Consider the following 12,519-nt stretch of genomic DNA (forward strand, 5'->3'; position numbering starts at 1 on the left):
TCATGTCCGCCGAGATCAAGCCCCTGTTGGCCAAGCTGGTCGACGGCCAGACCCTGAGCGCGGCCGAGGCCGGCGACTTCTTCGCCGCCTGCCTGCGCGGCGAGCCCACACCGGCCCAGGTCGCCGCCGCCGTCACCGCCCTGCGGATCCGTGGCGAAACCGTCGACGAAATCGCGGCGTTCGCCGGGGCGATGCGCGACGCGGCGGTCACTCTCGACCATCCCTACGACGTCATCGACACCTGCGGTACAGGCGGCGACGGCCAACACACCTTCAACATCTCGACGGCGGCGGCCCTGATCCTGGCGGGTGCAGGCCTCAAGGTCGCCAAGCACGGCAACCGGGCCCTGAGCTCGAAATCCGGGTCATCCGACGTCCTTGCCGCGCTCGGCGTCGATCTGACTGCGGGCATGGCCCAGCAGCGTCAGGCCCTTGACGAAGCCGGGATCTGCTTCCTGTTCGCCCCCAGCTTCCACGGTGCCATGCGGCACGTCACCCCGATCCGGGCCGAGATCGGGTTCCGCACGGTTTTCAACCTCTTGGGACCGCTTTCCAATCCGGCGTCTGCAAAACGACAGGTCATGGGGGTCTATGATCCGAAGCTGCTGGAGCCGCTGGTCGAGGTTCTCGGCCGCCTCGGAGCCATTCGCGCCTGGACGGTCCACGGCATGGGTCTGGACGAACTGACCACGACCGGCCCGACCGAGGTCGCCGAATGGAAGGACGGCACGGTCCGACGCTTCACCGTCACGCCCGCCGACGCCGGTCTCCCGGTCGCGGACATCGAGAGCCTGCGGGGCGGCGACGCCGAAGTGAATGCCGAGGCCATCCGCGCCCTCCTCGCCGGCGCGCGAGGCCCGTATCGCGACGTAGTCCTGCTCAACGCAGCCGCCGCGCTCGTTGTCGCTGATCGGGCCGATGATCTGAAAGCCGGCGTCGCCATCGCCGCCGCCGCCATCGACGACGGCAAGGCGGCCGCCGCGCTGGAGGCCCTCGCCCGAATCACCTCGACCCCGATCGCGGAGGAGCCCGCATGACCGCTGCTGTTGATGACGTCCTCGCTCGCATCGCCGCCTACAAGCGCGAAGAGGTCGCCACCCGCAAGGTCGCGACGCCCCAGGCCGAGATCGAGGGCATGGCCGCTATCGCCGGCATGCCGCGCGGTTTCCGCGCCGCCCTTGAGCGCAAGGCTACCGCAGGCCGCCCCGCCCTGATCGCCGAGATCAAGAAGGCCAGCCCGTCCAAGGGTCTGATCCGCGCCGACTTCGACCCGCCCGCCCTGGCCCGCGCCTATGAGGCCGGGGGTGCCGCCTGCCTCTCCGTTTTGACCGATGGCCCGAGCTTCCAGGGAGCCGACGACTATCTGGTCGCCGCCCGCGCCGCCGTCGCCCTGCCCTGCCTGCGCAAGGATTTCCTCGTTGATCCGTGGCAGGTGGCCGAGAGCCGGGCGCTCGGCGCAGACTGCATCCTGATCATCCTGGCCATGATCGACGACGCCGTGGCCGCCGACCTGCTGGCCGAGGCCGGCCGTCTGGGCATGGACGCCCTGATCGAGACCCATGACGAGGCCGAAATGGCCCGCGCCGTCGCCCTGGGCGGCGACCTCATCGGCGTCAACAACCGGTCGCTTCGCACCTTCGAGGTCGATATGGACACCACGGCCCGCCTCGCCCCCATGAGCCCGCGCGGTGCCCTCCTCGTCGCCGAAAGCGGCGTCTTCACCCCCGCCGACGTCGCCCACGTCACTCGGGACGGCGCCCGCGCGATCCTCGTCGGCGAGAGCCTGATGCGGCAGGCGGACGTGGAGTCGGCGACGCGGGCGCTGCTGGCCTAGCGGCTGCCCGCCGTTAAGTTGACATTAGTGAAGAACACTTACAGAACATCGGCAACGGTTCACGCCTTGTTCTGGACGATTCGACGCCATGCTCACCAAGAAACAGCACGAGCTCCTGATGTTCATCCATGAACGGATCAAGGAGACCGGCGTGTCCCCTTCGTTCGATGAGATGAAGGAGGCGCTGGATCTGGCGTCCAAATCGGGCATCCACCGGCTGATCACGGCGCTGGAGGAACGCGGCTTCATCCGCAGACTGGCGCACCGGGCCCGCGCGCTGGAAGTCACCAAGATGCCTGAACAGGCCACCACGGCCTCTCCGCGCGGCGGCCGCGCCCCCTTCAAACCCGGCGTCATCGAGGGCGGTGGGCGATTGTCGTCGGTCGAGGCGGCCAACGACACGCGCGACCTGCCCATGCTGGGCAAGATCGCCGCCGGTACGCCCATCGCGGCCATCGAACACGAGACCAGCCGCTATCCGGTGCCGGAATCGATGCTCAGCGCCGGCGAGCACTATATGCTCGAGATCGAGGGCGACTCGATGATCGAGGCCGGCATCCTCGACGGCGACTATGTGGTCATCAAGAAGGTCGACACCGCCTCGTCCGGCGAGATCGTCGTCGCCGTGGTCGAGGGCGAGGAAGCCACGCTCAAGCGTCTGCGCAAGAAGGGCGGCTCGATCGCGCTGGAGCCTGCCAACCGCGCCTATGAGACCCGCATCTTCGGTCCCGATCAGGTCGATGTGCGTGGCAAGCTGGTCGGTCTGTTCCGCCGCTATCACTGAAGACGATTCGACGTTCGGCGCTGCTTCGAAAGGCCGAAGTATCTAACTCAACGCGAGCCAGTGCCAAGGATTTGCTGGAGATGCGACCGTTTCTGTCGCCTACCAAGTCCTATCGACGCGCCCCACTCTCGGCCGGCTATACAATGGCGGTCCTGGATCTTTGACATTCCAACAACGCACACTGGCGGGACCAAACGGTTGAAACGGTTGAAACGGTCGCTGTTTTGTCGACCGCTTGGTGCCCACACCGCAAGCCTTGGATGGCGCTCAATCGACGACGTCCGCATCTCCGGTCCGGCTCCAGGGTCGGTCGCCGCGCACGTCGGTCGTCCAGGTCGCGCGCCAGCCGTCGCCTGACCGCCACAGTTCGACGGCACCCCCCCGGGCGTAGTCTGCACCGTCCAGCACCAGGGCGCCTGAACAGGCGGCGGGCAAGCTCGATACGAGCGGCCGGACACTGACCACGGGAGCCGAGGCGCACAGGGCCGACAGAGCCTCGTCAGCGGGCACCTTCCGGCCCCACCACACAGCGATCGGCCCGGCTTGAGTGGTCAAGGGTGCGCAGGCGAAACGGCCGCAGACCCAGCCCTCGTCCGGACGATCGGTCATAGTCAGACCCCGGCGCCTGGACCACAGGTCTGCTGCGAACTCCCGCACCCCGGGCCGCACCACAACGGCGTCGCCCTCGCGATGAAAGGCCGCGTTGGTGCCACCGTCTCCGATCCATAGATCGGGCGTCGGGGCCCTGGGCCAGACCAGAACGGCGGCGGCGAGCGGCAGGCCCAGCCACCGCAGACGGCCCCGCCACAGACAGACGAACAGGACGCCCAGGAAGGCGATGGGCAAAACGTAGTCCGGTGCGCTGGCCACCGTCCTGACCGCCCCCGGCAGACCCGCCGTCCAGTGACCGATCCACAGCATCAGGTCGATGCCCTTACCTGCCAGCCACAGGAAGGGCGCGCCAAGACCGATCGGCTCCAGCAGCGCTCCCAGAGCGAGTGCCGGCATCATGACGAAGTCGGCGACCGGCGAGGTGGCGAGGTTGGCGAACAGGCCATAGACGGCCGTCCGGTTGAAATGCTGCATGGCGAATGGTCCGGTCGCCAGCCCCGCCACCAGACTGGCCGCACAGGCGGCGCCGAGCCAACCGCCCAGCCTCTGCACCGCCAGGATCGGCAAGGGAGCCGAGATCTCGCGTACGCGCGGCGGCCAGCTTTCGACCAGGGCGACGAGGGCGGCGGTGGCTGCGAACGACATCTGGAACCCCGGCGTGACGATGGCCTCGGGCTGAAGCGCAAGGACCACGAGGGCCGCGACGGCCAGGGCGTGCATGGTGATCGCCTGCCGGTCCAGCAGGATGGCGACGAAAGCGATGGAGGCGGTGATGGCGGCCCGCTCGGCCGGAGGCGGCGAGCCCGACACCACCAGATAGGTCCAGACCGCGATCAGGCCTCCGACCGCCGCGATCTTCTTGCCCGAGGCCCGCAGCGCCAGCCACGGCCAGGCGGCGATGCTCAGCCGCAGGGTGAAGAAGACGAAGCCCCCGACCACGGCCATGTGCAGGCCTGAGATCGACAGGATGTGGGCCAGACCCGAATCACGCATGGCGTCGAGGTCCTCGCGCCCGATCCAGGTCTCGTGACCGGTGACCATGGCCCCCGCGATCCCACCCGTCCGCTCGCCCAGCCGGTCCACGATCCGCTGGGCCAGGGCGAAACGTGCGCCGTTGACGGCCATTGCCAGACGCAGACCCCAGGGCGGGCGGGGCAGCCGGGCCTCGCGCGTCTCCGACAGCGAGAAGGCGACACCCCCCAGGCCCTGAAAGAAGGCGTTGCGGCCGAAATCATAGGCACCGGGCGAGGCCGGGGCCGGCGGCGGATTGACCAGGGCGAACAGGCGGATCGGCGATCCCGGCGGCGGCGGAGTACCCTTGACCGTCGCCCTCAGCCGGATGGGCGTCAGTTCGGGGGCCAGGCCACGAATGCGTGTGGTGGCGAGGACCAGGCGCGCGCCGTTCTGGCCGGGACTGTCGATATCCACGACCCACCCCTCGACCACGGTCGGCTCGGCCAGTGCGGGGGCGATGGGGGCCGCGACCCGCTCGGTTCGCCATTTGGCCGCTGCAACGCCGAGTGCCAGACAAGCGAGCAGCATGAGGGGCAGGGTCACCGCGCGTCGGGTGCCCCAGTGTCGAGCCAAGAGCCAGATGCCGCACGCAATCAGGGCGGCTACGGCAAGGGGCCACAGGGGAGGCTCGACCCGGAGGCCGAAATAAATCGCGCAGCCGCCGCCGAAGGCGACCGGGGCCCAGAACCGCCAGCGCAGGCCCTGGTCCAGAAACTCGTCCCAAGCGGCGGCCATAAGGCGGCGGCCGAGTCTGGGCTTTGGCGCATCGGACGCTATAAGGGCGGCCCGAACGGACCCCCCCGATATGACATCCTCTTCCTCGACCGTCGTCACCCGCTTCGCCCCCTCCCCGACCGGCTCGCTGCACATCGGCGGGGCGAGAACGGCGTTGTTCAACTATCTCTACGCGAAGGGCCGCAACGGCAAGTTCCTGTTGCGGGTCGAGGACACGGATCGCGAGCGATCGACCGATGAGGCGGTCAAGGCCATCTTCGACGGCCTGAGCTGGCTGGAGCTGTTCGCCGACGAGGAGCCGGTGTTCCAGTTCGCCAGGGCCGACCGGCACCGTGAGGTGGTTCAGACCCTGGTCGAGACCGGCCACGCCTATCGCGACTATACCTCGGCCGAGGAAACCGGCCGGCTGCGGGATGAGGCGAAGGCGGCGCGGCGGGCGTTCGAATCGCCCTGGCGCGACCGCGATCCGGGCGAGGGTGATCCCGCCCAGCCGCATGTGGTCCGTTTCCGCCGTCCCCTGCCCGGCACGGTCGTCGTGTCGGACGAGGTTCAGGGCGAAGTGACCTGGGCCAACAGCGACCTGGACGACCTGGTATTGCTTAGGACGGACGGGGCCCCGACCTACAATCTGGCCGTCGTCGTGGACGATCACGACATGGGCGTGACCCATGTGATCCGGGGCGACGACCACCTGAACAATGCGGCCCGGCAGAGCTTGATCTACGATGCCCTGGGCTGGGCCAGGCCGTCGTTCGCGCACATCCCCCTGATCCACGGGCCGGACGGGGCCAAGCTGTCGAAACGGCACGGGGCCCAGGCGGTGCATGAGTATGCCGAGATGGGCTATCTGCCTGAGGCGATGCGCAACTATCTGGCCCGGCTGGGCTGGGCGCACGGGGACGACGAGCTGTTCAGCGACGAACAGGCGCAGGGATGGTTCGACCTCGACGGGGTGGGCAAGGCCCCGGCCCGGCTGGACTTCGACAAACTGGCCCACGTCAACGCCCACTGGATGCGGCTGGCCAACGACGACCGGCTGGCCAAACAGGTCCTCGACGTCCATCTGGCGCGCGGTCATGTCCTGCATGAAGAGGACGAGGCGCGGCTATTGCAGGCCATGCCCTTCGTCAAGGACCGGGCCAAGACGGTTCTGGAACTGGCCGACCAGACGGGATTCGTCCTGCGCCGGCGCCCTCTGGCGATCTATGAGAAGGCCCTGCCCCTGCTCAACGGCGAGGCCGGCGAGCGGATCGGCCGGCTGCGGGACCGGCTGAAGCTGTTCGCCAGCTGGGATGTCTTCGCTCTGGAGGCCGAACTCAAGGTCTTCGCCGAGGAAGAGGCGGTCGGCTTCGGCAAGATCGGCCCTGCGGTACGTGCGGCCCTGAGCGGAGACGGGGTGTCGCCCGATATCGCCAGGACCCTGGCCGCCCTCGGTCGCGATGAATCGATCGGGCGCTTGGATGATGCGCTGCAACAGACTAAGTGATTTTCCACAAACAACTGGACCGGCGGCACAGCACGACCGGCCCCTGGATCGAGAGGGCATCTGATGACTGAACCGGCCAAGACCGCGACCCTGACCGTCGGCGACAAGAGCGTTGAACTTCCGGTCCTGACGGGCTCGATCGGGCCGGACGTCATCGATATCCGAAAGCTGTACGGCGCGACCGGCGACTTCACCTTCGACCCCGGCTTCACCTCCACGGCGGCCTGCGAAAGCGCGATCACCTATATCGACGGTGACGAGGGAATCCTGCTGCACCGGGGTTATCCGATCGGCCAGCTGGCCTCGCAGTCCAACTTCATCGAGGTCTGCCACCTGCTGCTGCACGGCGAGCTGCCGACGGCGGCCCAGTACGAGGCCTTCGAGCAGACGGTCACCCGTCACACCATGCTGCACTCGCAGTTCGACCGCTTCTTCGAGGGCTTCCGTCGCGACGCCCACCCGATGGCGATCATGGTGGGGACGGTCGGCGCCCTGTCGGCCTTCTATCACGACAGCCTGGACATCCATGATCCGGTGCAGCGCAACATTTCGGCCATCCGCCTGATCGCCAAGATGCCGACCCTGGCCGCGCGGGCGTATAAGTATCACATCGGCCAGCCGTTCGTTTCGCCGCGCAACGACCTGTCCTATGCCGAGAACTTCCTGCGGATGTGCTTCGCCGTGCCGGCCGAGGACTATGTGGTCGATCCCAAGATGGCCAAGGCCATGGACCGGATCTTCACCCTGCACGCCGACCACGAGCAGAATGCCTCGACCTCGACCGTCCGTCTGGCCGGGTCGTCGGGAGCCAATCCGTTCGCCTGTATCGCCGCCGGCATCGCCTGCCTGTGGGGCCCGTCGCACGGCGGGGCCAACGAAGAGGCGCTGATGATGCTCAAGGAAATCGGAACGGTAGACAAGATTCCAGAGTTCATTCAAGGTGTTAAGGAAAAACGCTACAAGCTGATGGGCTTCGGCCACCGGGTCTACAAGAACTACGACCCCCGTGCGACCGTGATGAAGGAATCGGCGGACGAGATCCTGGAGCTGGTCGGCGACAAGAACGATCCCCTGTTCCAGGTGGCCAAGGAACTGGAACGCATCGCCCTGTCGGACGAGTATTTCATCGAGCGCAAGCTGTTCCCGAACGTCGACTTCTATTCGGGCATCACCCTGTCGGCGATGGGCTTCCCGACCTCGATGTTCACCGTGCTGTTCGCCCTCGCCCGTACCGTGGGCTGGATCGCCCAGTGGGAAGAAATGCTGGCCGATCCGGCGCAGAAGATCGGCCGCCCGCGCCAGCTCTACACCGGCCCGACCCAGCGCGATTACGTGCCGATCGCCCAGCGCGGTTGAGATGGCGGTGGCGGTCTGAAAACAGGCCGCCAAACCGCCAAAGCGCCATCCTGAGGCGCACGATCACGTCCCGCCGGGCCATTCCGGCGGGGTGTCTTCGTGTTCGGCGCGCAGGGCCCCGTACTGACCGAGATAGTCGGCGCGCATGTGATCAGCCGGGGTGTACAGACGGATGTCATGATCCACGACCCCGGCATGGCGATCGACCAGGGCCAGAAGCCGCATCCAGGCTGTCGCCTCGGCGAACCCGCCCATCGCGGCCGCCTCCGCCGCCTGATGAAAGGCATGGATGCGCAGGTTTCGGGCGGTCGGCGCAAACAGCAGATCATAGCGCTGTTCCTCGGCCACGGCCGAGACCTGGGCGAACTCGGGCCGGTTGGCCAGGGTCTCGTCGCGAGCGTTCATTTCGCGCATGAAGCTGCCGATCGGCCCGTTCCAGTCCGTGCGTATCCGCGTCGCCGGCCGGACATCGGCGTGTCGCCACCCCTCGGCCGCCGCGCGCCGTTGCAGCGTTCGGACCGACAGGCCGTAACGCTCGGCAACGATGGCGGCGGACATGCCGGACAGATAGTCCCGTCGCGCCAGGGGCCAGGGATCGAGGGCCGTATCGTCGGCCGGTTTCGGGTCGGAGATGGGATGGGGATCTGGATGGGTCATCCCCCATTATAGATCAGCGCCGGACCAGGGCTGGTCGAACGCCCCCTTGAGCGGACCAATGCCTTGCGCAGCAAGGGATTGGTCGCGCGAAGTTCGCAACCTGGTGCCGTTCAGACAGCCGGGATCAGACGCGCGGGGTGTGCTAGGATGGGTCCATGAGCGATCCCGAAGACGACCCCACGCCCGCGACGGCCACGGCCGAAGAGAGCCCCGTCCAACGCGCCCTGCGCCTCAAGAACGCGCGGATCGAGGCACGACCCAAGCCGCCGCGCGGCGGGCGGTTCCAGCGGGAGCAGGCCGCGCGGGTCGCGAGCGGGCAGTCGAAGCCGTGGATGAAAAAGTAGCGGACTTTGGACGGCGGGAGAGCCCGCCGGAGGTAGAAAGCGGACCCACTCGACGTCTGCGATGGGGGGGAGCGCACGTTGAGAGCGGTGCGGCTCACTGATATTTCCGTCGGCGGCCGAACGGACCTGAACAACGCTACTCCTTGGGCTTTGCAGCGCCTTTCGTCGCCCGCTCCACCACGGCCTTGCCTGCGTCTGTCTGTGCCAGCCCCTCCAGCATCGCTCCGAGGGCTTGGCCGCCTTTCGCGCTGAATACATCGGTGATGCTGCTCATACCCCCGGGCACGTCGCCGCCCGTCACGATCACCTTGATGTCGGCGGCCTTCAGGGCCTCGGCCTGGGCGATACCCACGGCCTGCCCGGCCTTGATCTGCTCCACGCGCACCAGGTAGGTCTGGTAGCCGTCGTTGCCGCCGATCTCCCTGGCGAGTTCGATCTGCGTCGAGACCGGCGCCAGAAGCAGCAGTCGCTCGGCTTCGGCGCGGCTCTGACCCTGCGCCAGCAAGCCTTCGGCGTCGAGCTTCTGCTGCGCCAGCGTTCCCTGCGCGACCAGCTCCAGCCGTTGCCGTTCGGCCTCTGCGCCGATGACCTCCTGCTGACGCTGCCCCTCCGCCCGGATGATCGTGACCTCGCGCTCCTGGGCGGCCTGAACCTCCGCGACCCCCTTGGCGATGTCGGCTGCGCGCGTATCGGCGACCAGCTTCACATCCATTTCGCGCTCGGTCGTGTCCTTCTGGGCGACCAGGACTTGCTGCTCGGCGACCTGCTTGGCGATGCCGACCTGCTTTTCCTGCTCGGCCGTCCGCATCCCGACCTGCTGCAGAGCGTCTTGCTTGTTCACCTCGACGATGCGTTCGGCCTCGATTTCCTTGGTTCGGGCCATCTGGCTGTTCATCGCCACGGCTTCCCGGCTCTCGCGGTCGATGCGGGATTTTTCCTTCGCCATGATGTTGGCGATGACCTGGGAATTGGCGCTGTCGCGGATGTCCATGAACTCGATGTTCTTGACCGTCTCGACGCCCCACGCCTGAAGCTGATTGTCCACCTGGGCGGTAAAGGCCTCGGCGAGGGTTGATCGGGCTTCGAGGATGTCTTCGAGCTTGTGGGTGGCCAGCACGTTCCGGACGGCACCTTGAAGGATGCCGGACAGCTGATGTTGCAGTTCGTCGAAATTGGCGACCTTCTCCGCCGCCGTGTCCGACTTTGCGATCCGCATAAACGCCTGCACGTCCACGCGGAATGGGAGGCGCCCGGTGTCGTAGGCTTCGTAGTCTTTCAAGTTCACGTCAAAAATGGAGACCGGGAATTTGGTCACCAGGACGCCAATCCTGGGCAAGAAGGCCGGCCATTCGTAGTAGACGTTTCCGGCTTCCTGACTGGCACCGTAGCTGACGCGAGACCGCCCGCGCTGGACGATATGAACTTCGTTGGCCGGGACTACCCGGCGCAGAACAAGCGCGATCAGGAATCCGATGGCGAAGACGCCGAGCGCTGTGCCGCCGGCGACGAAATACATGATCATGTGAACCCCCGATCTCGGCCGGACTATGTCTTCAAACCCTGGGCGGAGCAACTATTACGGGAGGCTGCGCCACCACCAGCTCGCCGGCTGGCGGTGGCGGGCGGCCCCAAGGCGAACATCCCGAACGTGCGCAACGGGTCGAGAGCGGAAGTCCTTTCAGACCCACAGTTCAGACTTCCTGGCAATCACCTTCAACACCGCCTCCGCCGCGATCTCTGAAGGGTCGCGCCCTTCCCGGCCCATGAGGTCGAGCGCGGCCGTTTGGCGGGCGGACTGGTCGGCGCGGGCGGCGGGGTCGGACAGGAGACGGGCGACGGCGGCGGCCAGTTTTTCGGGCGTGGCGTCCTTCTGGATCAGCTCGGGGGCGATCATCGTGTCGGCGGCGGTATTGAACAGGGTCGCGAACTTGCCGGTGAAGAAGGGCTTCATGATCGCATAGCTGAGCGCGCCGAAGCGGTAGGCGATGACCATGGGGACGCCGGCCAGGGCCAGTTCGGTGGAGACCGTGCCGCTGGTGGCCAGGGCGACGGTCGCGGCGCGCATGGCGTCGTACTTGTCCGCCTCCTGCACCAGATGGACGCGGAACGGCCAGGTGGCGACCCGGGCGGTGACGTCCTCGGCGACGGTGCCGGCGACGACGGCGGCGACCTGGAGCGCGGGATCGTCGGCCTTGAGCAGGGCGACGGCGGCCTCATAGACCGGCGTCATGTGGCCGATCTCGGATGGGCGGCTGCCGGGCAGGACCAGCAGCAGGGGCGCCTCGGGGGCGATGTGGCGCGCGGTGCGGAAGCGGACCCCGTCCGCCTGGCTCATGTCGATATGCAGGGCGGGCGAGCCGACGACCGTGGTGGGCAGACCCTCGGCTTCGAACCAGGGGGCGTCGAAGCTGTAGAGGGCCAGCAGGTGATCGACAGTAGCGGCCAGGGTCTTGGCCCGGCCGGGGCGCGAGGCCCAGACCTGGGGGCCGACGTATTTGATCAGGGGAACGCCCGGCAGGGCCTGACGCAGGGCCTTGGCGACCCGGATGGTGAAGCCCCAGCTGTCGATCAGGACGACGGCGTCAGGCCGTTCACGCACCGTCAAGGCCACGGTGTCAGCGACGCGGGCCTTGACCCGGTCGAGCGCGCGCAGGCCCTCGATCCAGCCGAGGATCGATAGCTGGGCGATGTCGAAGGGGCTGTCGATGCCCTCGGCCGCCATCTTGGGCCCGCCGATGCCGACGAAGGCGGTGTCGGGGTTTCGCGATTTCAAGGCCTTGGCGAGACCGGCTCCGAGGGCGTCTCCTGAAGCCTCGGCGGCGACGAGCATGATTTTCATGAGGGCGATCCTGCGATCGCAGGCCCGGGCTCACCCCAGACGAACAGCCCCAGACGGTCGGCGGTCTCGATCAGGGCCGGGCGATCGATCAGGATCAGCCGACCCGCCACACCGCCGACGCCCGCCAGCCCGGCGGCCGAGGCGAGTTCCAGGGTTCGGGTGCCGATGACGGGCATGTCGACACGCAGGTCCTGGATCGGCTTGGGGGCCTTGCCGAGCGCACCCTTGGGGGCACCGGGCGCACCGCGCAGATCTGCGGGCAAATCCGCGACGCGGGTCAGCATGGCGTCGGTGCCCTCCTGGGCCTCGACGGCGAGGACCAGTCCGTCGCAGACGACGGTGCCTTGGCCGATATCGAGTTCCCCTGCTTTTTCGGCCACATACAGGGCTTTCCTGAGGTCGGAAAGCTGCTCATTCGTGGGAATGACAACACCGAGCGCGCCCTGTGGCAAGGTCTCGCCGCCCAGGATGTCGTCGGCGCCCTCGACGGCGTAACCCTCGTTCTCGAACACGGACAGGATCTTGCGCAAAAGGGCGTCGTCGCCCTTGGTCGCGGCGGCGATGATGCCGGGCAGCAGGGTCGCGCCCTTGAGGTCGGGCTTCAGCGCCTTGAAGTCGGGGCGGTTGACCGTGCCCGCGAAACAGACCGCGCCACAGCCGGCGGCCTTCAACGCCGCCAATGCCTTGCCCAGCTCGGCCATGCCGATGTCTGCGCCCGGATAGCGGACCAGATGCGGATCGGCGAAACCGGTCAGGCGGATGACGAACAGCGAACGCCCTTCCGCCTCGCATCGGGCGGCGATGGCCAGGGGGAGCGCGCCGCCACCGGCGATCAGGCCGAGCCGGGATGCGGTCACG

At 67.6% G+C, this 12,519-nt stretch carries 11 protein-coding genes; 6 read left to right on the forward strand and 5 right to left on the reverse strand.

From position 1 onward, the window contains the following. The first annotated feature begins 2 nt into the window (after nucleotides 1–2). The 3 genes from trpD (at nucleotide 3) to lexA (ending at nucleotide 2,618) form a co-directional block, all read left to right on the forward strand. Complete coding sequence (gene trpD / locus O5K39_RS14770; protein WP_271144371.1) at nucleotides 3–1,037, forward strand: anthranilate phosphoribosyltransferase; 1,035 nt, start codon at nucleotides 3–5, stop codon at nucleotides 1,035–1,037. After that, nucleotides 1,034–1,834, forward strand: a complete 801-nt coding sequence (gene trpC / locus O5K39_RS14775) for an indole-3-glycerol phosphate synthase TrpC (RefSeq protein ID WP_271144372.1) — start codon at nucleotides 1,034–1,036, stop codon at nucleotides 1,832–1,834. The genes trpD and trpC overlap by 4 nt, the downstream gene beginning before the upstream one ends. An 88-nt stretch (nucleotides 1,835–1,922) precedes the next feature. After that, complete coding sequence (gene lexA / locus O5K39_RS14780) at nucleotides 1,923–2,618, forward strand: transcriptional repressor LexA (protein ID WP_271144373.1); 696 nt, start codon at nucleotides 1,923–1,925, stop codon at nucleotides 2,616–2,618. A gap of 267 nt (nucleotides 2,619–2,885) precedes the next feature. Here the strand turns inward: lexA and O5K39_RS14785 are convergent, their stop codons facing one another. Beyond that, nucleotides 2,886–4,979: a ComEC/Rec2 family competence protein gene (locus O5K39_RS14785; protein ID WP_271144374.1), complete on the reverse strand. Its 2,094-nt coding sequence runs from the start codon at nucleotides 4,977–4,979 to the stop codon at nucleotides 2,886–2,888. A gap of 70 nt (nucleotides 4,980–5,049) precedes the next feature. Between O5K39_RS14785 and gltX the strand changes: the two genes are divergently transcribed. Together gltX and gltA are read left to right on the forward strand one after the other, a co-directional pair. Beyond that, nucleotides 5,050–6,465 (forward strand): glutamate--tRNA ligase, encoded by a 1,416-nt coding sequence (gene gltX / locus O5K39_RS14790; RefSeq protein WP_271144375.1) that lies wholly within the window; start codon nucleotides 5,050–5,052, stop codon nucleotides 6,463–6,465. Nucleotides 6,466–6,528: 63 nt separating this feature from the next. Continuing rightward, the gene (gene gltA / locus O5K39_RS14795; protein WP_271144376.1) at nucleotides 6,529–7,821 is read left to right on the forward strand and encodes a citrate synthase; all 1,293 of its coding nucleotides are present in this window, start codon (nucleotides 6,529–6,531) and stop codon (nucleotides 7,819–7,821) included. Between the two features lie 63 nt (nucleotides 7,822–7,884). Here gltA and O5K39_RS14800 read toward each other — a convergent pair whose 3' ends face one another. Beyond that, complete coding sequence (locus O5K39_RS14800; RefSeq protein ID WP_271144377.1) at nucleotides 7,885–8,478, reverse strand: hypothetical protein; 594 nt, start codon at nucleotides 8,476–8,478, stop codon at nucleotides 7,885–7,887. Nucleotides 8,479–8,633: 155 nt separating this feature from the next. Here O5K39_RS14800 and O5K39_RS14805 point away from each other — a divergent pair, with 155 nt between their 5' ends. Then, the gene (locus tag O5K39_RS14805; protein WP_271144378.1) at nucleotides 8,634–8,822 is read left to right on the forward strand and encodes a hypothetical protein; all 189 of its coding nucleotides are present in this window, start codon (nucleotides 8,634–8,636) and stop codon (nucleotides 8,820–8,822) included. Between the two features lie 136 nt (nucleotides 8,823–8,958). On the opposite strand, the gene O5K39_RS14810 is transcribed toward O5K39_RS14805, so the two are convergent. From O5K39_RS14810 to lpxI, 3 genes are all read right to left on the reverse strand, one after another. Next, entirely contained in the window at nucleotides 8,959–10,344 is a 1,386-nt protein-coding gene (locus O5K39_RS14810) for an SPFH domain-containing protein (RefSeq protein WP_271144379.1), read from the reverse strand. 156 nt (nucleotides 10,345–10,500) lie between these two features. Then, nucleotides 10,501–11,661 (reverse strand): lipid-A-disaccharide synthase, encoded by a 1,161-nt coding sequence (gene lpxB / locus O5K39_RS14815; RefSeq protein WP_271144380.1) that lies wholly within the window; start codon nucleotides 11,659–11,661, stop codon nucleotides 10,501–10,503. Next, a complete protein-coding gene (gene lpxI, locus O5K39_RS14820) occupies nucleotides 11,658–12,518 on the reverse strand; it encodes a UDP-2,3-diacylglucosamine diphosphatase LpxI (RefSeq protein ID WP_271144381.1) in 861 nt (286 codons plus the stop codon). Before lpxI ends, lpxB begins: the two co-directional genes overlap by 4 nt. Nucleotide 12,519 lies beyond the last annotated feature (1 nt).

It is taken from the genome of Brevundimonas sp. NIBR10 (assembly GCF_027912515.1).
Classification (GTDB): domain Bacteria; phylum Pseudomonadota; class Alphaproteobacteria; order Caulobacterales; family Caulobacteraceae; genus Brevundimonas.